This is a genomic window from Bradyrhizobium sp. S3.3.6 (assembly GCF_040546905.1).
Classification (GTDB): Bacteria; Pseudomonadota; Alphaproteobacteria; order Rhizobiales; family Xanthobacteraceae; genus Bradyrhizobium; species Bradyrhizobium cytisi.
Genome location: NZ_JBEPOT010000014.1, coordinates 189012 through 209090, shown reverse-complemented (window position 1 = coordinate 209090; position 20079 = coordinate 189012). Strand labels below are relative to the sequence as shown.

At 64.3% G+C, this 20079-nt stretch carries 19 protein-coding genes; 8 read left to right on the top strand and 11 right to left on the bottom strand.

Annotation, left to right across the window (positions count from 1 at the left end; all coding sequences use genetic code 11):
* Nucleotides 1-93: 93 nt before the first annotated feature.
* The 6 genes from argG to ABID59_RS31640 all read right to left on the bottom strand — a co-directional run bounded on the left by argG (nt 94) and on the right by ABID59_RS31640 (nt 5953).
* The gene (gene argG, locus ABID59_RS31665) at nt 94-1431 is read right to left on the bottom strand and encodes an argininosuccinate synthase (protein ID WP_354085963.1); all 1338 of its coding nucleotides are present in this window, start codon (nt 1429-1431) and stop codon (nt 94-96) included.
* Nucleotides 1432-1524: 93 nt separating this feature from the next.
* Nucleotides 1525-2301 (bottom strand): phosphatase PAP2 family protein, encoded by a 777-nt coding sequence (locus tag ABID59_RS31660; protein ID WP_354085962.1) that lies wholly within the window; start codon nt 2299-2301, stop codon nt 1525-1527.
* Between the two features lie 56 nt (nt 2302-2357).
* Nucleotides 2358-2852, bottom strand: a complete 495-nt coding sequence (locus ABID59_RS31655) for a hypothetical protein (RefSeq protein WP_148756236.1) — start codon at nt 2850-2852, stop codon at nt 2358-2360.
* Between the two features lie 121 nt (nt 2853-2973).
* On the bottom strand, nt 2974-4176 hold the full coding sequence (gene rlmN, locus ABID59_RS31650) for a dual-specificity RNA methyltransferase RlmN (protein ID WP_354085961.1): 1203 nt from the start codon (nt 4174-4176) through the stop codon (nt 2974-2976).
* A 201-nt stretch (nt 4177-4377) separates the two neighbouring features.
* On the bottom strand, nt 4378-5007 hold the full coding sequence (locus tag ABID59_RS31645; RefSeq protein ID WP_354085960.1) for an invasion associated locus B family protein: 630 nt from the start codon (nt 5005-5007) through the stop codon (nt 4378-4380).
* A gap of 106 nt (nt 5008-5113) precedes the next feature.
* On the bottom strand, nt 5114-5953 hold the full coding sequence (locus ABID59_RS31640) for an SDR family oxidoreductase (RefSeq protein WP_354085959.1): 840 nt from the start codon (nt 5951-5953) through the stop codon (nt 5114-5116).
* 246 nt (nt 5954-6199) lie between these two features.
* On the opposite strand from ABID59_RS31640, the gene ABID59_RS31635 reads away from it, so the two are divergent.
* The 3 genes from ABID59_RS31635 to ABID59_RS31625 all read left to right on the top strand — a co-directional run bounded on the left by ABID59_RS31635 (nt 6200) and on the right by ABID59_RS31625 (nt 9600).
* Nucleotides 6200-7174: an NADPH:quinone oxidoreductase family protein gene (locus ABID59_RS31635; RefSeq protein WP_354085958.1), complete on the top strand. Its 975-nt coding sequence runs from the start codon at nt 6200-6202 to the stop codon at nt 7172-7174.
* Between the two features lie 398 nt (nt 7175-7572).
* The gene (locus ABID59_RS31630) at nt 7573-8427 is read left to right on the top strand and encodes an SEL1-like repeat protein (RefSeq protein ID WP_187435457.1); all 855 of its coding nucleotides are present in this window, start codon (nt 7573-7575) and stop codon (nt 8425-8427) included.
* A gap of 18 nt (nt 8428-8445) precedes the next feature.
* Nucleotides 8446-9600, top strand: a complete 1155-nt coding sequence (locus ABID59_RS31625; protein WP_148756241.1) for a TAXI family TRAP transporter solute-binding subunit — start codon at nt 8446-8448, stop codon at nt 9598-9600.
* A gap of 179 nt (nt 9601-9779) precedes the next feature.
* On the opposite strand, the gene ABID59_RS31620 is transcribed toward ABID59_RS31625, so the two are convergent.
* Nucleotides 9780-10160 carry a YkvA family protein gene (locus ABID59_RS31620; RefSeq protein WP_148756242.1) on the bottom strand — a complete coding sequence of 127 codons (381 nt, stop codon included), beginning with the start codon at nt 10158-10160 and terminating at the stop codon, nt 9780-9782.
* 90 nt (nt 10161-10250) lie between these two features.
* On the bottom strand, nt 10251-10553 hold the full coding sequence (locus tag ABID59_RS31615) for a 4a-hydroxytetrahydrobiopterin dehydratase (protein WP_148756243.1): 303 nt from the start codon (nt 10551-10553) through the stop codon (nt 10251-10253).
* Between the two features lie 152 nt (nt 10554-10705).
* Between ABID59_RS31615 and ABID59_RS31610 the strand changes: the two genes are divergently transcribed.
* Nucleotides 10706-12151, top strand: coding sequence for a TAXI family TRAP transporter solute-binding subunit (locus ABID59_RS31610; protein ID WP_354085957.1), 1446 nt, complete (start codon nt 10706-10708; stop codon nt 12149-12151).
* 130 nt (nt 12152-12281) lie between these two features.
* Nucleotides 12282-13829: an alkaline phosphatase D family protein gene (locus ABID59_RS31605; RefSeq protein WP_148756245.1), complete on the top strand. Its 1548-nt coding sequence runs from the start codon at nt 12282-12284 to the stop codon at nt 13827-13829.
* A 13-nt stretch (nt 13830-13842) separates the two neighbouring features.
* Here the strand turns inward: ABID59_RS31605 and ABID59_RS31600 are convergent, their stop codons facing one another.
* Entirely contained in the window at nt 13843-14226 is a 384-nt protein-coding gene (locus ABID59_RS31600) for a response regulator (protein ID WP_187435458.1), read from the bottom strand.
* Between the two features lie 192 nt (nt 14227-14418).
* Here ABID59_RS31600 and ABID59_RS31595 point away from each other — a divergent pair, with 192 nt between their 5' ends.
* The 3 genes from ABID59_RS31595 (at nt 14419) to ABID59_RS31585 (ending at nt 18658) form a co-directional block, all read left to right on the top strand.
* Entirely contained in the window at nt 14419-15195 is a 777-nt protein-coding gene (locus ABID59_RS31595) for a Crp/Fnr family transcriptional regulator (protein ID WP_354031168.1), read from the top strand.
* A gap of 292 nt (nt 15196-15487) precedes the next feature.
* Complete coding sequence (gene typA, locus ABID59_RS31590; protein ID WP_148756248.1) at nt 15488-17314, top strand: translational GTPase TypA; 1827 nt, start codon at nt 15488-15490, stop codon at nt 17312-17314.
* A 99-nt stretch (nt 17315-17413) separates the two neighbouring features.
* Complete coding sequence (locus ABID59_RS31585; protein ID WP_354085956.1) at nt 17414-18658, top strand: flavin monoamine oxidase family protein; 1245 nt, start codon at nt 17414-17416, stop codon at nt 18656-18658.
* A 22-nt stretch (nt 18659-18680) separates the two neighbouring features.
* Here ABID59_RS31585 and ABID59_RS31580 read toward each other — a convergent pair whose 3' ends face one another.
* Entirely contained in the window at nt 18681-19088 is a 408-nt protein-coding gene (locus ABID59_RS31580; RefSeq protein ID WP_354085955.1) for a thiol-disulfide oxidoreductase DCC family protein, read from the bottom strand.
* A gap of 43 nt (nt 19089-19131) precedes the next feature.
* A complete protein-coding gene (locus tag ABID59_RS31575; RefSeq protein WP_354085954.1) occupies nt 19132-20019 on the bottom strand; it encodes an alpha/beta hydrolase family protein in 888 nt (295 codons plus the stop codon).
* Nucleotides 20020-20079: the final 60 nt, after the last annotated feature.

Here is a 20079-nt window from a genome sequence, read left to right as displayed (position 1 = left end):
AGCGACGAAGCAATCCAGACTGTCTCTGCAGAGAGATTCTGGATTGCTTCGCTTCGCTCGCAATGACGAATGAGGCGACAGTCGCGGGTTACGTCAATCCTTGTCGCTCTCGAGCTTGAAAATCTGCGAGCCTTCGCTGCCTGAGAGCAGGCCGGTCTTCGCATAGAGACCGAGCTTGGTTCGCGTATCCGCGATGTCGAGGTTGCGCATGGTAAGCTGGCCGATGCGGTGTTCGGGCGTGAAGGCGGCGTCCTCGACCTTCTCCATGCTGAGCCGCTCCGGCGCATAGGTGAGGTTAGGGCTCTCGGTGTTGAGGATCGAATAGTCGTTACCGCGGCGCAGCTCGAGGGTGACCTCGCCGGTGACGGCGCGCGCGACCCAGCGCTGCGCGGTCTCGCGCAGCATCAGGGCCTGCGAGTCGAACCAGCGGCCCTGATAGAGAAGACGGCCGAGGCGCATGCCGCTGATGCGGTACTGCTCGATGGTGTCCTCGTTGTGGATGCCGGTGACGAGACGCTCATAGGCGATGTGCAAGAGCGCCATGCCGGGCGCCTCGTAGATGCCGCGGCTCTTCGCCTCGATGATGCGATTCTCGATCTGGTCGCTCATGCCGAGACCGTGACGGCCGCCGATCGCATTGGCTTCGAGGAACAGCGCGACGGGATCGGCAAAAGTCCGGCCGTTCAACGCGACCGGCTGGCCTTCCTCGAAACGCACGACGACCTTCTCGGCCTTGACGTTGCAGTCATCGCGCCAGAACGGCACGCCCATGATCGGGTTGACGATCTTGATGCCGCTGTCGAGGCTTTCGAGATCCTTCGCCTCGTGCGTGGCGCCGAGCAGATTGCTGTCGGTCGAATACGCCTTCTCGGCGCTCATCTTGTAGGCGAAGCCTTGTGCCGTCATGAACGCCGACATTTCGGCGCGGCCACCGAGCTCGTCGATGAACTGCTGGTCGAGCCAGGGCTTGTAGATGCGCAGGCCCGGATTGGTGAGCAGGCCGTAGCGGTAGAAGCGCTCGATGTCGTTGCCCTTGAAGGTCGAGCCGTCGCCCCAGATGTTGACACCGTCCTCCTTCATCGCCGCGACCAGCATCGTGCCGGTCACGGCGCGCCCGAGCGGCGTCGTGTTGAAATAGGTGATGCCGCCGGTCGAGATGTGGAAGGCGCCCGACTGGATCGCGGCGATGCCTTCGTGGACCAGCTGCGTGCGGCAATCGACCAGCACGGCCTTCTCGGCGCCGAACGCCTCCGCCTTGCGCGGGATCTCGTTGTAATCGGCTTCGTCGGGCTGGCCGAGATTGGCGGTATAGGCGTAGCAGCGCGCGCCCTTCTGCTTCATCCAGAGCAGCGCCGCGCTGGTGTCGAGGCCGCCCGAAAACGCGATGCCGACTTTCTCACCCTTGGGCAGGCTTTTCAGGATCGTGGTCATGGCGCTTCCAATCGGGTCTTGCGGGGCTGATAGCTTGTGCAGTTTGACCGCGCGAATATCAAATTTCGCTGACCTGAGCACGCATTTAATGGCTCAAATCGACGCTGCGGGACCGGTCTTGCCACCGAACAGGCGCTGGCGGAGCCGGTAGGCGGGCATGTTCAGCCGGGTCAGGGCGGCATCGACCGCCTCGTCCGAAAACCGGGTCCGCGGCCAGCGGTAGATCAGCGCGTAGCCGAACCAGATCACGACGAAGGTGACGAGACCGGCGGTCGCGACATCGGTGAAGAAGTGCCCGCCAAAGGCCATGCGGAGCCCGCTGGTCGCGGCGCCGAACACCAATGCGCCGGCGTAGGCAAGCGGCCGCCATGGTGGTGGTGCGAGCGCAGCCGGCGCCAGCGTCCAGAACGCGGTCGCACCCTCGCCCGAGAAGAACGAGCAATTGCGCGCACAATCGCCGCGCGGATCCCACCACGCCACGAACTGCTGGTCGCCGCCAAACTCCGTCACCACCACCGGCCGCGGCCGGCCCCAATAGGACTTGAAGGTGAGGTTGGTGAGAATGCCGGCCGACAGGATGATCGTGACCAGCAGGAACACGATCGCGCGCCCCGACACCATCAAGGGACGATCGGGCCGGATCATCTTGACCACGAGTGCGACCAGCGAAGGCAGCACCAAGGCCCAGGAGATCCACATCGCAGCGTCTCGCGCGATGCCGGCCCAGACGTTCAGCTTGAGCGGAAAGGTTTTCGTCCCGGGATCGAAGAACAGCGCGGCGAGCTTGAGATCGAGCTCGGGATAGAGGCCGAAAACGACGCCGATCACGAGCCACAGCGCCAGGGCGATGAAGAGTCCAGTCCGGTTCATGGCGCGCGGTTTAGCGGAGTGGAACGGGGATGAAAACCCCGGAATGACGGCACGAATTACTGTGCATCCGGCCTTGAATTCAATGGCAGCGGTGGAGGCGGCTGGCGCGGGGGCAACGGCTGGCGCCAGGCGCCGGCGTTGCGACCGGCGATCAGCCAATAGACCACGCCGGCAACGATGCCCGCACCGGTCATGATCTCCAGGTGACGGCGCACGATGCCCTCGAACTGCAACGTGTCGGAGTGAAAGGGAACGAGGCCGAGATAGCAGGCGAGCCCGACCAGGCCGCCGCCGACGGCATAGGCAAGCGCGCTGCGGATGTAGAGCGCTTCGGTGATCGCGACGATCACAGCCGCCGGCACCAGCGCAAAGCCGGAGACGAAGATGAAGCCGAAGCCGAGCATAATGTCGATCGTGCCCTGATCGACGGGACCGGCGCCGAGATCGGAGAATTCCGGAAACAGCAGCGCAACGACGACGATCATGCCGCCGACGAAACAGGCGGCGAGGAATCCGATGAAGATGACGATGAGGCGGCCGATCAGGGACATGACAGGAAACTCACCGTCAATGCGAGCGAAGCGAAGCAATCCAGAGTTTTTCCGCGAGGACAGACTGGATTGCTTCGCTGCGCTCGCAATGACGAGGATGCGAGAGCGCGGCCGCGCATCATCAATCCGTCATCGCCATGGCGCGCAGCGCCTGGCGCTCGCGTGCGCTGAGCTTTTCGGTCTCCGACTTGAGCTGGCCGCAGGCGGCGAGGATGTCGCGGCCACGCGGGGTGCGCACCGGCGAGGAATAGCCGGCGTTGAAGATGTATTCGGAGAATTTTTCGATCTGGTCCCAGTCCGAGCATTCGTAGGCCGTGCCGGGCCAGGGATTGAACGGGATCAGGTTGATCTTGGCGTGGATGCCCTTGAGCAGCTTGACCAGCAGCTTTGCATCGTCGAGCGAATCGTTGACGCCCTTAAGCATCACATATTCGAAGGTGATGCGGCGTGCATTGGAGGCGCCGGGATAGTCGCGGCAGGCCTGCAGCAGCTCCTTGATCGGATATTTGCGATTGAGCGGCACCAGCTCGTTGCGCAGCTCGTCACGCACCGCATGCAGCGAGATCGCGAGCATGACGCCGATCTCCTCGCCGGCGCGCACGATGTTCGGCACCACGCCCGAGGTCGACAGCGTGATGCGGCGGCGGGAGATGCCGATACCTTCATTGTCGCCGACGATCAGCAGCGCATCGCGCACCGCATCGAAATTGTAGAGCGGCTCGCCCATGCCCATCATCACGACGTTGGTGACGCGGCGCGTGCCGTCCTCGCGATCGGCCCAATCATTGAGGCGATCGCGCGCCACCATGATCTGGCCGACGATCTCGCCGGCGGTGAGGTTACGCACCAGGCGCTGCGTGCCGGTGTGGCAGAACGAGCAATTCAAGGTGCAGCCGACCTGCGAGGAGACGCAGAGCGTGCCGCGATCGGTCTCGGGGATGTAGACGCACTCGACTTCATGCGCCTTCTCGACATTGTCGCCGCTCGGCAGCCGCAGCAGCCATTTGCGGGTGCCGTCGTTGGAGATCTGCTCGGCCACGACCTCGGGCCGATCGACCGTGAAATGCTCTGCGAGCTCGGCGCGAATGCCCTTCGAGATCGAGGTCATGTCGTCGAAACTCTGGGCGCCGCGGAAATGCAGCCAGTGCCACAGCTGCTGCACGCGCATCTTGCGCTGCGCGGGCGCGACGCCGATGTCGCCGAGGCGATCGGCAAGCTCGGTGCGCGACAGACCGATCAGCGATGGCTTCGCCGGCGGCACATAGGTTTCGAGTGGAGTCTTCTCCACCAGGATTGCGTCGCGCGGCTCGGTCGTCGGTTGCATTGGATGGACCTAATGGCTTGGTCGTTCCAGGGCAGCTCGAGGAGCTGAACCCGGAACCTCGAGATTCCGGGGCGATGCGCCGCATCGAACCCGGAATGACGGAAGAAAATCTGGAACAGGCCTTATATAGCAACCGGAACTGCCGATTGCGACCGTGATCCCGCCTGCAGCCTTAACGCCTGCAATTTATCGTTGGCAGCCCTATCGTCTGCAGTCTTGCGAAATCCGGTCGAGCGCCTGGGCGAGGCCCTTCAGCGAAAAGGTGTCGGTCGTCTCCGTCCCCTTGGCCGAGACGCCCTTGACCACGAGATCGGCGGATTTGCGCATGGCCTCGACCATCCGCTCCTCCTCGGCCGCATTCTTGATCCAGAGGCCGTCGCCCTGCGTGTACATCGCGAACGCGGCGCCCCCGACCTCGACCGAGGATTCCGAGCCCGGCTTCAGCGCATAGCCGATCATGACCGAGACTTCGTTGTTCACCTTCTCGGCCGGGCGGGTCGAGACGAAGGCATAGGCGGGATCGCGTGGCCGGTTCGGCGGATTGGTCTTCGACGACGACGGCTTTGCCAGCGCAAAGCAGACCTTCTTGCCGTTGGGCGCCGCCGAATAGGCGCCCCAGGTGCCGAACTGGCCGATCAGGGTCGGCTCTGCGCCGCCCGCAACCGCCGCGGCAGGACCAACCGGCTTGCCCTCGGGCTTGGCTGCCGTCTTGGCAGCGGCCGGCTTTGCCGCAGCCTTCGGCGCCGGTTGCGGCGTCTGCGCCCGCGCGGAACCGGTGATTCCACAAGCTGTCACGCCAGTCATCAAAGCTAAAATCAGCACCCGCCACATGCTGGAGTGGTTCCCTCAATATTGTGACTGGAAGATGGCCCGGCCGTGCTTTGTCCCCGTCGCAGGGATAGCCGGAAAAGTTCAATTTGGGAAGGCAGTTAGCGGGTCAGCCTTTGGACCGCGCGGCACGTTGCTCGGCCCATTGTGCATCGGTCCAGCGCAACAAATCTTCGGCGCCGGAACTGCGCAAATGCGCCCCACCGTCGATTACCACCATCTCACCGTTGATGTAGCCGGCACGGTCCGAGACCAGGAAGCTGGCGAGGTCGGCGAGCTCGCTGTGCTCGCCCGTGCGCCCCATCGGATTTCGCGCGGTCCAGCCCTCGTCGCGGCCCTCGGGGCGAAGCTGGCCCGATGCACCGGCGGTCGGGAACGGTCCGGGCGCGATCGCGACGGTGCGGATGCCCTTCGGGCCCCACTCGACCGCGAGGCTTTTGGTCATCGCCAGCACCGCCGACTTGGCCATCGCCGAGGGAACAGTGAAGGCCCGGCCGGTGATGGTCGAGGTCGAGAGGATCGAGAGCACGACGCCGTTGTGCCTGCCGTCGATCCAGCGTTTGCCGGCGGCGAGCGTGCAGTACATCGCGCCATGCAGGGTCGGCGCCAGGACCGCGTCCGCTGCGCGGAACGACAGATGCTCGCTTTGCGCGATGAAGGTCGCGGCCGCGTTGTTGACCAGGATGTCGAGCGGTGCCTCGCGCCAGATCGCATCCATCATCTCGTCGACGGCGACACCATCGCGAACATCGCACGCGATCGTCGTGACCTTGCCGCTGCTCTGCGCGCGCATCTCGCTCGCGGTTGCCTCCAGCCGGTCGAGCTTGCGACCGCAGATCACGAGCGCGGCGCCGAGCGCGAGGAAGCGGCGTCCCATCGCGGCACCAAGGCCCGAGCCGCCGCCGGTGACGAGAATGCGCTTGCCCCTGAGCAGACCTGTTTCAAACATCGTTTGAATCCTCCCTTTTGTTCTTGCTTCGTCATTGCGAACGCAGCGAAGCAATCCAGACTATTTCCGCGGTACGGTTTCTGGATTGCTTCGCTCCGCTCGCAATGACGTGAGGATAGGCCTGCGCATCGCTTTGGGCAAAGAAACTGGATTGTCGGGCCGTGCTAAATCCGGCAGAAACGGGCCAACTATAATTCGCTGAAACGCCAAGTTCTCTCAAGCAAGTTCTCTCAAGAAGGTGCCGCCATGAAAGCCATCCTCTGCTCGCAATATTGCCAGCCCGACGATCTCGTGCTTGCTGATGTGCCGGATCCGGTGGCTGGTCCCGGCGAAGCCGTGATCGCGATCAAGGCGGCGGCGCTGAACTTCTTCGACATCCTGATGATTCAGGGCAAGTACCAGATCAAGCCGCCGTTTCCGTTCTCGCCGGCTGCTGAAGTCTCGGGCGTGATCGAGAGTATCGGCCCCGGTGTCACCGACCTCAAGGTCGGCGATCGCGTGGTCGCCTCCTGCGGCCACAACGGCGCGCGCGAAAAGATCGCGCTGCCGGCGGCAACGATCGTGAAGATTCCCGACAATCTCGACCATGACCGTGCGGCCGGCATCATCATCATCTACGGCACCGCGCTGCATGCATTGGAAGATCGCGCCGGCCCGAAGCCGGGCGAGACGCTCGCGGTGCTTGGTGCTGCCGGCGGCACGGGCCTCGCTGCATGCGAGCTCGGCAAGTTGATGGGCCTGAAGGTGATCGCCTGCGCCTCGTCGGACGAGAAGCTCGAATTCGCCAAAGCGCATGGCGCCGAGCTCACGCTCAACTACGGCAAGGAAGATCTGAAGGAAGGCTTGCGAAAACTCACCGGCGGCAAGGGCGTCGACATCATCTTCGATCCGGTTGGTGGTGCGTATGCCGAGCAGGCACTGCGCTCGATCGCCTGGGAAGGCCGCTTCCTCGTGATCGGCTTTGCCGCCGGCGACATTCCGAAGATGCCGCTGAACCTCGCGCTGCTGAAGGGCTGCGACATCCGTGGCGTGTTCTGGGGCGCCTGGACCCGGCAGAATCCGGAGAAGAACCGCGCCAATCTCGATAAGCTCGTGAAGTGGACGGCGGAAGGAAAGATCTCCTCACACGTCGACCGCACCTTCCCGCTGGCGCAGACCGCCGACGCATTGAAGGTGCTTGCGGGTCGTCAGGCCATGGGCAAGGTGATCTTGCATCCATGAGAATGCGGGTGGAGGCGTGTGTCACCGCACACGCCCGCTGTCATCGCCCGCCTCGACCGGGCGATCCAGTACTCCGAGACGCCGGTAATTGAATCGAGAGGCCGCGGCGTACTGGATTCCCCGCCTTCGCGGGGAATGACAGCGAGTGCGGGACAGACAGCATGCCCACCGTTGTCCGGTAAAATCCCTCTCAACCATTCCCGCTAAAATTGCGGTGCATTTCGCCGCCTCGCCGTAATGAAACCCGAATATTTCCCGATTCGCCCCAATCGCCGTCGCTTTTTGGGCTGATTCAAATTGCGATTTACCGGTTCCAGTTTGCAGGGCGCTCCTGGACAACAACAAGAAAACTGAAACCGGCAATGCCCCGCGTTGTGTCAGTATTGGGGAGCATCACCATGGAGACGACGGCCTTCCGTCAGTCCAGGGGGTCGAGGTCGCTCGACTCCGATCAAGTCGCATCACATCCGCCTACCGCGTCCTATATCCGTGCACGCGCCGCACGGGCCGAACTTTCTCCGGACGATCCGATTCCACTCTTCCTGTCCGATCCGCTCAGCCCGCCGGATCCGCGCGAATTCGCGCCACGCGAGTTGCGCACCGGCGTCAGGATCGTCCCGCGCATTCTCGCCGCCATCCTGGCGGCGGCGGCCATCGCGGTTCCGGTCGCGCTGTTTCAGTCCGACCTCAACCGGCTGCTCTCCATCAACACCAAGTCGTGGATGGGCGCGGCCGCGGACGAGGCCGCAGCTTCCGCCAATCCGCCCGCCGCACGGCAGAGTCCTGTCAAGGATGCCGCGCGTGTGACCAACACGATGCTGGCGAGTGCTGACGCACTGGACATGTCCGCGCCAACGGCGCCGAGCCGCGAGGCGATCGCAACCGCCTACCAGACCGCGCTACAGGCTCAGCCACCTGCGCCTGTACCGGCATCTGTCACCGAACAGCCCGCGTCACCTCCGCCGGCCAAGACCCTCGACGCCGACACGCTGGCCGGGTTGATGGCGCGCGCCGGGAGCCTAATGACCGTCGGCGACATCGCCGCGGCGCGGCTGTTGCTCGAGCGCGCGGCGAATGCGCAGGATGCGACGGCTGCGTTCCTGCTGGCGCAGACCTATGATCCAATCGTACTGGGCACCAAGGACACGCGGAGCATCACCGCCGACGCCGCCGCGGCGCGCGACTGGTACCAGAGGGCCGCAGCCCTCGGATCGGCGGACGCGCAGCAGCGCCTCGCTCTTCTCTCGAACTAGAACGCTTCAGGGGACATCATGCGTAACGCTTTGAAAATGGCGCTTGCCGCCATCATGACGATCTGTGCCTACACCGCACGCGCAGAGCAGACCGAATATGATCCGGCCAAGGTCTCGGACAGCCTGAAGGCCATCTTCCAGTTCGGCTCGACCTCGACCAAGCAGGCGCTCAACGCCAACACCGTCACGCTGATTACCGGCACGATCGGCGGCACCTATGTGCAGTTTGGCGCCGACCTCGCCTCGGTGCTCGACGACGGCAACAAGATCCGGGTGCTGCCGATCGTCGGCCGTGGCTCGGTGCAGAGCGTCGCCGACATCCTGTTTTTGCAGGGCGTCGATCTCGGAATCGTGCGAGCCGATACGCTCGACTATCTCGAACGCAAAGGCTTCGCCAAGGACATCAAGCGGCAGTTCACCTATGTGACGAAACTCTACAACGAGGAGATGCAGGTGATCGCGCCGAAATCGATCGCGACGCTGAAAGACCTCGAAGGCAAGACGGTGAGCGTCGACCTGCCGAATGGCGGCACCTTTGTTACCGCGCTTACCGTGTTCGAGCGGCTCGGGATCAAGGCCAAGTTCGTCTATGTCGAGCAGCGCATCGCGATGGAAAAGCTGAAAGCCGGCGAGATCGATGCAGTGATCGTGGTCGGCGGCAAGCCGTACAAATCGGTCTCGACCTTCGGCAATGACGGCCGCTTTCACCTTGCGAAAGTCGACTACGCAAAGCCGCTCCAGAATGACTATCTGCCGACGACGCTGACCGCCAAGGACTACCCCAACCTGATCAAGGACGGCGAGAGCGTGGACACCATCGCGGTGCCTGCCGTGCTCGCGGCCTATAATTGGGCGCCCAACACCGAGCGCTATCGCAAGCTCGCGCTGTTCGTGGACGCGTTCTTCACCAAATTCCCCGCGCTTCAGAACCCGCCGTTCCATCCCAAATGGAAGGAGGTTTCGCTCGCGGCACCTCTGTCCGGCTGGAACAGGTTGCCGGTGGCGCAGCAATGGCTCGACCGGCACGGCGTCGAACCGGTGACACAGCAACGCTTCGAGGCATTCCTGAAGCAGGCCCCCGCAGCCGCGAAAGTGTCCGACGCAGACAGGGACACGCTGTTCAGGCAATTCCAGGCGTGGGATGCGGAGAAGGCGCGCGCGGAAAAGAAGTAGCGAGCAGCTACACACTCGCCGTCATCGCCCGCCTTGTGCGCAATTGCGCACTGGGGCTGGCGATCCAGTACTCCGAGACGCCGGTGATTGAATCGAGAGGCCGCGGCGTACTGGATTCCCCGCCTTCGCGAGGGATGACGGCAGTGGGTGTGGCGACGACGTGCCGCCAATAGCGTCTGCTACGCCGCTTCCGCCTCATCCACCCCGCGCTTCAGCGCAGCGCGCGCCGCGTCGCGGTGCTCCGACGTGATATGGCTGGCGACCATGCGAATGGCGGTGGCGAGCACGGCGGCGTCATCGGTGAAGCCGAGCACCGGCATCACGTCGGGAATGAAGTCGAACGGCAAGATGAAATAGGCGATCGCGCCCAGCAGCGACGCCTGGACGTGGCGCGGCGTCTGCCGGTCGAACGCGCAGTAATAGGCGGCGAGCAGATCTTCGGCGAACGGCAGATGCGCGACGACGCGCTTCAGCTTGCGCCAGAAGCGGCGGCGCACGCTTTCACGATCTTCCGCGAGCCGATCGGCCGGCTCGAAGCCGACGCTGTGCTCGGCAGCCATGTTCGACAAACTCCCGTTCAGCCGGACGCGGCGGATGGCCGCATCCCGTGCCGATCACAAGATGGGGACGCGGCCCGCCCCTGCAAGACGTCAGCCCTGCGTCAGCTTGGCGATCGCATTCATGGCCGTGGCGAGCGTGATGTCGAGCTTGGTGACGCCACCGGCGTCGTGGGTCGACAGCACCACCTCGACCGTCTTGTAGACGTTGCGCCATTCGGGGTGGTGATCCATCTTCTCGGCGACCAGCGCCGCGCGGGTCATGAAGCCGAAAGCCTCGTTGAAATCCTTGAAGACAAAGGTCTTCCCGATCCCCTTGCCGTCCTGGACCTCCGCCCAGCCCGGGATACCGCCCAGCGCCTGCCTGCGTGCGTCCGCCGATAGCCGTTCTGCCATGATCGCCTCCGTTTTCAGGGGAACTTTACCCTAACACCGTGCCTACGGCCGGAGTTCATACGGGGGTTTGGCCGATCCGCTAACCATGACGGAGATGTAACCCCGCCGGACAAGAAATTTGCTACAGTTGCGGGCGTAAATCGCCGGCCAAGATGAAACTGAGCCTGAAGCGCCTGTTTGGGAGATCGATGACCGGGGACGCGAACCTGGCCGAAACGCCCTCTCCGCCTTCGCCGCGATCCGCGGCGCGGAAGACGGCACTCGTGTCTCTGGCGCTGGTGCTCGCAATCGTCGGCGCACTGGCCGGCGGCTACTATTTCGCGATGCGACCGGTGACCTTGAAGATCGCGGTCGGTCCCGCCAACAGCGACGACGTCAAGGTGGTGCAGACACTGACGCAGGCCTTTGCGCAGAGCAAAGGCTTTGTGCGGTTGCGCCCGATCCAGACCGACGGCGCCACCGCCAGCGCGGATCTGCTCGCGGAGGGCAAGGCCGATCTCGCCATCGTGCGCGGCGATCTCAATGTCCCCAAGAACGCCCAAGCCGTCGCGACGCTGCGCAAGAACGTCGCGGTGCTGTGGTCCGTGTCCGGCAAGGGCAAGAAGAAGGGCGCGAAAATCACCAAGATTGCGCAGCTCGCCGGCCATCGTGTCGGCGTGGTCGGCCGCACGCAGGCCAACGTCAATTTGCTCAAGGTGATCCTGCAGCAATACGGAGTCGATCCCGCCAAGGTCGAGATCGTGCAATTCCCGGCCAATGAAGCTGCCGAGGCGATCAAGTCACAGAAGGCCGACGTCTACCTCGCGGCGGGCCCCGTCAACAGCAAGATCACGGCGGATGCGATTGCCGCATCGGCCAAGGATGGCGGCACGCTGACCTTCCTCGCAATCGATTCGGCGGACGCGATCGCGCAGAATCATCCGGTCTATGAAGCGTCGGAGATTCCCGCGGGTACCTATGGTGGTTCGCCCGATCGTCCGGACGACGAGGTCAAGACCATCAGCTTCTCGCACCACATCGTGGCGCGCAAAGGCCTGTCCGAGACCACCGTCGCGGCTTTCACCCGGCAGCTCTTCGCGGTACGCCAGCAATTGCTGACCGAATTCCCGCAGGCCGCGAAGATCGAGACGCCCGATACCGACAAGGACGCGGTGATCCCCGTGCATCCGGGCGCGGCCGCTTTCGTCGACGGCGAAGAGAAAACCTTCCTCGACAAGTACAGCGATTACATCTGGTGGAGCCTGATGGCGCTTTCCGCCATGGGCTCGCTCGGTGCGTGGTTCGCGGGCTATCTGAGGAAGGACGAGCGCGACAACAACAGCCATCTGCGCGAACGGCTGCTCGACATGCTCGCCGCCGCCCGCAAGAGCGAGACCGCCGAAGATCTCGACCAGATGCAGGCCGAGGCCGACGAGATCCTGCGCGACACGCTGCGCTGCTACGACCACGGCGCGATCGAGCAAGGCGCGCTGACCGCCTTCAACATCGTGCTCGACCAGTTCCACACTGCGGTTGCCGACCGCAAGGCCGTGCTGTCCAGCATGCCGCAGAACCTGCAACGCGCCGGCACGCAATTCCGGGCCGCCGGCAACGCATAAACGCTTGCGCGCGTAATCGCCGCGTCACATTGTCTCAATATAGCTTCCGCTGTCATTCCGGGACGCGCAGAGCGCGAACCCGGAATGACGGCGCGAGATGCGCGCGAGACTGCTAGCCAGCGAGCGATCCATGAAGATCAAATTTTCCCGCCGTCGTTTCCTCAGCACCAGCGCCGGTGCGCTTGGCGCGATTGCGATGCCGCATCTGTCGCGCGCGGCCGACCGGCCGGCGGTGACCCATGGCGTGCAGTCCGGCGACGTCACAGTCGACGGCGGCGTGGTCTGGGCGCGGACCGACCGGCCCGCGCAGATGCTGGTCGAGGTGGCAACCACGGAGTCCTTCAAGGACGCGCGCGCGCTGCCGCCGATCGCGGCGCTGCCCGAGAGCGACTTCACCGCGAAGATGCTGGTGGACAATCTTCCTGCCAGCCAGGACATCTTCTACCGCGTCCGCTTCCGCGATCTCTCCCACACCGCGATCGAAGGCGAGCCCGTGGTCGGCCGCTTCCGCACGGCGCCCGCCGACCGCCGCGACGTCAGCTTTGTCTGGGGCGGCGACGTCGCCGGCCAGGGCTGGGGCATCAATCCCGACGACGGCGGCATGGTCACCTTCGCGGCCATGCGAAAACACCGGCCGGATTTCCTGCTGCATTCCGGCGACACCATCTACGCCGACGGCGTGATCCCCTCCGAGGTCAAGCTTGCCGACGGCAAGATCTGGAAGAACGTCACGATTCCCGAGAAGGCCAAGGTCGCCGAGACGCTGGACGAGTACCGCGCCGCGCACAAATACAATTTCACCGACGACAATGTCCGCGCCTTCAATGCCGAGGTGCCGATCTTCGTGCAGTGGGACGATCACGAGGTGACCAACAACTGGTCGCTGTCGAAGGATCTGCCGGCGACCTACAAGGTGCGCGACATCTCGCTGCTCGCGGCGCGCGCGGGCCGCGCCTTCCACGAGATGTATCCGATGCGCGAGAGCATCAACGAGCCGGGCCGGGTCTATCGCCAGATCTCCTACGGCCCGCATCTCGACGTGTTCGTGCTCGACGAGCGCAGCTATCGCGGCCCGAACGGCGCCAACCTCGAGACGGACTACGGCCCGGCCAGCTATTTCCTCGGGCCCGAGCAGATGGCGTGGCTGAAGCGTGGCCTGCTCAATTCGCGCGCGACATGGAAGGTGATTGCCTCCGACATGCCGCTCAGCCTGATCGTCTATGACGATGCGACCAACAAGAAGGGCTCCGAGGCATTCGCGCAGGGCGACGGTCCGGCCCGCGGCCGCGAGCTCGAGATCGCCGACATCCTGCGCTTCATCAAGATGGCACCGATCAAGAACACGGTGTGGCTGACCGCGGACGTGCACTACGCCGCGGCGCATTATTACGATCCCAACAAGGCCCAGTTCCAGGATTTCGAGCCGTTCTGGGAATTCGTCTCGGGTCCGCTGCATGCCGGCACGTTCGGTCCGAACGAGCTCGACAACACCTTCGGCCCCGAGGTGCGCTTCATCAAGGCGCCCGGCCTCGACAAGCAGAACCTGCCGCCGTCCGCCGGCATGCAGTTCTTCGGTCACGTCAAGATCGACGGTGCCTCGGGCCAGATGATTGTGACGTTGCGCGACCGCGCCGACGTCGCGCTGTGGTCGACCACGCTCGATCCGAAGCAGGCCTGAGGCTACCGCGCCGTCAGGCGTCGCGCGCCTGCAACGCCGCTTCCAGCGCATCGCTGGAGCACGGCTTTTGCAGCCGCGGACGCGCGGCAAATTGCGCAGGGATGCCGGTCTCCGCGCCGTAGCCGGTGACGAAGACGAAAGGGATTTCCAGGGCGGCGAGCCGCTCGGCGATTGCAAAGCTCTTCTCGCGGATCAGCTCGACATCGAGCAGCGCGAAGTCGGGCGCGCGTGCCGTGATCTCCTGCAGCGCCTGCGCCACCGACGCCACGGTGCGCACGCTGGTCACACCAAAGCCGAGCAGTCGATCCTCGAAATCGATGGCGATGATCGGATCGTCCTCGACGATGAGAACATCGGCAGGAACGTCGGCCGAACGGTCCGGGGAAGCAGGTGTCATGATCCTGGCTGCTATCGAGGGCTGCATGTTTTTCACCAATCTGGACGGCCTCATCCCGACGCCTGCGCCCAAGCCACATCGGAGGGTTCCCGGAACGAAACTCACCACAGAACAGTTTTGATGTCTGTCCACATGTGCACACAAGCCGTGAACCGAGCCCGCTAATGTGGAGAGGAGGAGGGAAAGTTCACGATGGACGCGCGTATCAGCCTGGCAAACGAGATCGAGAGCCGCCCCGCCAACAATCTCTTGCGGCGCCTGAACGCGGCGGATTATGCGCTGCTCGCGCCCCATGTCACCCTCGACGACGTCGGCGCGAACCATCTGCTCTACAGTCCCGGCGACGACGTCCAGGTCGTGCATTTTCCCTGCGGGCCTTCGCTCGCGACGTTTCTGGTCCCGAATGAGGACGGCCGTGACGTCGAGACCATTCTGGTCGGTCGCGAAGGCGCGGTGGGCGGCATCGTCAGCGAAGGATTTCTGCCGGCCTACACCCGCATCTGCGTGAAATTCGGCGGCCCGTTTGTGCGCATCAATGTCGCCAAGCTGGAAGCAGCCAAGCTGAGCTCGCCATCGCTGCGCAATATCTTTGCCCGCTACGCCGATTGCATGCTGGCGCAGATGTTCCAGTCGACCGCCTGCAACGCCATCCACTCGATCGAGCAGCGCACGGCGAAATGGATCCTGGCAGCGATGGAGCGGACCGGCGACGAGAGCAGCGTGCCACTGACGCATGAGCAGCTCGCCACATTGCTCGGGGTGGGGCGCAGCTATGCGAGCCGCGTGCTGCAATCGTTCAGGGCCGAAGGCGTGCTCGACACGCGGCGCGGCTCGATCCTGGTCCGCAACCATGCCGGCCTGCGCCTGCGCGCCTGCCTCTGCAACGACGCCGTGAAGATGCACTTCGAGGAGGTGCTGCGCGGGGTCTATCCGACCGAGCAGCCGGACCGCGGCTCCGCTCAGGGCTGATTGCGGCGGCCACCACGGGTTAAAGGGCCGATTTGGCCCAGAATCGTCCCTAACCCCCGGGGATTCCCGGGCAAAATTCAATCAACCAACCCAGAAAGAACGCATTGTTTTTTGGCGCTTTTTGCTTATATTGCGCCGCAAACGCGTAGGCTGCCCGGTCGATATGGCCGGGTTTCCTTTTTGGGCGTAGCAGGCCCCGTTTTCCACGTTTCCAGCGTTATCCGTGAAGAGGTCCCGGCTTGACCGGCGAGATCGCGCTTAACCCATTGTCCGATCGCAAAGAAGCTCACTCATGAATCTTCGTAACGTCGCCATCATCGCCCACGTCGACCACGGCAAGACCACCCTCGTCGACAAGCTCCTCCAGCAATCCGGCACCTTCCGCGAGAACCAGAAGGTGACGGATCGCGCCATGGACTCCAACGACCTGGAGCGCGAGCGCGGCATCACCATTCTGGCCAAGGCGGCCTCGGTGCAGTGGAAGGACACCCGCGTCAACATCGTCGACACTCCCGGCCACGCCGATTTCGGCGGTGAGGTCGAGCGCATCCTGAACATGGTGGACGGTGCGCTTGTGCTGGTCGACGCCGCCGAAGGCCCGCTGCCGCAGACCAAGTTCGTGGTCTCCAAGGCGCTCAAGGTCGGCCTCAAGCCGATCGTCGTCATCAACAAGGTCGACCGTCCCGACGCGCGTCCGACCGAAGTCATCAACGAGGTGTTCGACCTGTTCGCGGCGCTCGACGCCAGCGAGGAGCAGCTCGACTTCCCGATCCTCTATGGGTCGGCCAAGCAGGGCTGGATGGCCGAAAGCCCCGAGGGTCCGCAGGATAAGGGCATGGAGCCGCTGTTCGACCTGATCCTGCGCCACGTCGCGCCGCCGACGGTCGAGGAAGGTCCGTTCAGGATGATCGGCACCATCCTCGAGGCCAACCCCTATCTCGGCCGCATCATCACCGGCCGCATCTCGTCCGGCATTCTCAAGCCGAACCAGCAGGTCAAGGTGCTGCATGCCGACGGCAAGCTGGTCGAGACCGGGCGCATCACCAAGATCCTGGCATTCCGCGGTCTCGAGCGCACGCCGCTCGATGAAGCCGAAGCCGGCGACATCGTCGCCATTGCCGGCCTGACCAAGGGCACCGTCGCCGACACCTTCTGCGACCCGACCGTCGAGGTGCCGCTGCCGGCGCAGCCGATCGACCCGCCGACCGTGTCGATGTCCTTCATCGTCAACAACTCTCCCCTCGCCGGCACCGAAGGCGACAAGGTGACGAGCCGCATGATCCGCGACCGCCTGCTGCGCGAAGCCGAGGGTAACGTCGCGCTGCGCGTCGTCGAGGCCACCGACAAGGATGCGATGGAAGTGTCCGGCCGCGGCGAATTGCAGCTCGCGATCCTGATCGAGACCATGCGCCGCGAGGGCTTCGAGCTCTCGGTGTCGCGCCCGCGCGTCGTGTTCCAGAAGGACGAGGCGACCGGCGCCACCATGGAGCCGATCGAGGAGGTCGTGATCGACGTCGACGAGGAGCATTCCGGCGTCGTCGTGCAGAAGATGAGCGAGCGCAAGTCCGAGCTGGTCGAGATGAAGCCCTCCGGCGGCAACCGCCTGCGCCTGGTGTTCTACTCGCCGACCCGCGGCCTGATCGGCTACCAGGGCGAGCTGCTCACCGACACCCGCGGCACCGCGATCATGAACCGCCTGTTCCACGGCTATGCCCCGTACAAGGGCGAGATCCAGGGCCGCCGCAATGGCGTGCTGATCTCCAACGACCAGGGCGAAGCGGTGGCTTACGCCATGTTCAAGCTGGAAGACCGCGGCCCGATGATGATCGAGCCCGGCTGGAAGGTCTACAAGGGCATGATCGTCGGCGAGCACACCCGCGACAACGATCTCGAGATCAACGTGCTCAAGGGCAAGCAGCTCACCAACATCCGCACGACCTCGAAGGACGAAGCCGTGCGCCTGACCCCGCCGATCCGCATGACTCTCGAAAAGGCACTCGCTTATATCGAGGACGACGAGCTCGTCGAGGTCACCCCGAAGTCGATCCGCCTGCGCAAGAAGCACCTCGACCCGAACGAGCGCAAGCGCGCGGAAAAGTCCAAGGAAGCGGTGGCGTAAGCTGTCGTTCTCGCTCGCTGTCATTCCCCGCGAAAGCGGGTGATGACACCTGATTTGTGGTGACTTTAGCGCGTACCAGAGACGTGCTAGAGGCCACCCATGTCGTTCCCTTCCTCCGTCGATGTCGCAATCATCGGTGCCGGTGCAGCCGGCCTCGGCGCAGCACATGCGCTGCGCGGTTCAGGCCTCTCGGTGATCGTGCTGGAGGCGCGCAACCGGCTCGGCGGCCGTGCCTGGACCGTGCAGGCCTCACCCGAGGTCACCTTCGACGTCGGCTGCGGCTGGCTGCACTCGGCCGACAAGAACTCGTTCGTTCCAATCGCACGCGCGCTCGAATTCGAGCTCAACAAGGATCTGCCGCCCTGGCGCGAGCGCGCCTATGGCAATGCCTTTCCGCAAGGCGAGCGCGACGATTTCATGGGCGCGATGGACGCGTTCTACGAGCGGCTCTGGCAGGCCGCGCAAAAGGGCAAGGACGAGCCCGCGAGCCGCAGCCTCGAGCCCGGCAATCGCTGGAATCCCATGATCGACGCGATCTCGACCTACATCAACGGCTGCGAGCTCAAGGACATGTCGACGCTCGACTGGGACGCCTACGAGGACAGCGAGCTCAACTGGCGCGTCCGGCGCGGCTATGGCGCGCTCATCGCGGCCTATGGCGCGCCCTGCCCGGTGGCCCTGTACTGCAGCGTCACGCTGATTGATCATTCGAACAAACAGGTCCGCATCGAGACGTCACAGGGCATGATGGCCGCGGACAAGGTGATCGTCACCGTACCGACCAACCTGATCGCGGAGGAGGCGATCCGCTTCTCGCCGCCGCTACCGGCCAAAGTCGACGCAGCGCGCGGCCTGCCGCTCGGCGTCGACGACAAGGTGACGCTGGCACTCGACGACGCCGAAGCCTTCCCCAGGGAAGGAAACCTGCGCGGCGCCAGCATGCGCACCGAGATGGGCACCTACCACATCCGCCCGTTCGGCCAGCCCTGCATCGAAGGCTTTTTCGGCGGCAGCTTTGCTAGGGAGCTCGAAGCCGCCGGCGACGGCGCCATCGCCGCACACAGCATCGACGAGATCGCGGGCTTTCTCGGCAACGACATCCGTCGCAAGCTGAAGCCGCTGTACGAGTCGCGCTGGGGACACGATCCGTTTGCGCGAGGGTCGTACTCGCACGCGCTGCCGGGGCACGCCGGCGACCGTGCGGTGTTGGCCGCGCCGGTGGATGGGCGATTGTTCTTTGCGGGCGAAGCGACGTCGCCGAACTTCTTCACGACAGCGCATGGCGCGCGGGACAGTGGCGAGCGGGCGGCGAAGGAAGTGCTTGCTGCTCTTGGCAAGTCGTAACTGCACACTCCGTCATTGCGAGCTACTCGATCACCCGTGACCGCAAATCGGCATCGGGAACGAAGCACGCATCATACTTCCCAAAAATGCGATAGCGATTGCGTGCGATGAGGCTGTACACCGCATTGCGCAGCGGCTTCGGCACGGCGAACAGCGCGCGCACCCAACCCCAGCCGGGAAGCAGCGACAGCACGGTCAGCGCGGCGTCGGACTTCATAAACACCTCGCCGCCATGGACCACCGCATTGGTGTCGGGATCATCGGCATCGATGCCAAACGTCCGTGCGAGCTTCGCGCCGTAATCCGACTGGATCGGCGTGAATCGAAAGCGCTTCGTCGTGTCGCGCTGCGCTACGAACCGCACCCAGCGCGAGCAGAAGATGCAGACGCCGTCGAACAGGATCACGTCGTCATCAAGCCATTTTTGCATCAGCGATTATCCAGCATCCGGGGCGCGACCAGGAAATACAGCGTCATGGCCTGTTCGCCACCACCAGCTTCAGCGCACGCCCAAGCTCGTTGCTTGCGGCTTGAACGCCCGCCTCGGTCTCGATCATCCAATGTCCTTCGCTGCCCACGGCCGGCAGCGTGCGGAGGTCGTCCTGGCCGCCGCCGCTGCGAAACGCATCCGCGAGCTCTTTCGAAAATGCCGGCGCAAAATAGCTGTCATTGACTGCGACCAGCGATGTGACGGGAATGCGCGCCACCTTGCCGAATTCGGCCGCAGCCGCGAGCAGCGTATGGGGCGCGCAGACCTTGTTCGGCTCGTCATTGGCGTGACCGCCGCGTCCGGGCGCAAATACAGCGATCGCGGAAATCCGTTTCGGGTCGGCGTTCGCGAGCGCCAGTGCGCCCCAGCCGCCTGCGGAGTGTCCGATCACGACCGCAGCATCCTTGCGGGTAAAAGCCTGCTTTTGCAGATAGTCCAGCGCGAGCGAAATTTGCTCCGCTGTCGCGCGGCCCGCGCGTGCGTAGTCCGCTTCGTCGCAGCCACCCTGGTCCTCGACATAGCGTCCGCCGGTCGCGCCATGGCCGAGCCGCTCCGGCACGAGCACGGCGAAGCCGCGCGCGACGAGAAACGCTGCGAGTGCGCGATATTCCGGCTGCGGCATTTGTGCGCGACGCAACACGTTCTGTGTCGACGCATGTGCGATCACCGCAAGCCGAAACGGACCGGCACCGGCGGGACGAAACAGCAGCGCGCGCGCGGCAATGTCGGTATCCGGGGACGGCACGCGCCATTCCTGCCGCCGGAACGGCTCGCTCTCTGCGCCCGCTGCCCCGAACGTGACCTGCGCGCTCAGAGGCTGCGCCGTCAGCACGGACAGCAGAAGGAGAGCAAGGGTATCGAGGAGCCGCATGAATGACCGAGGACGAACACGGATGACACAGGCCAGAGTATTCGGAACGAATCACTCTGG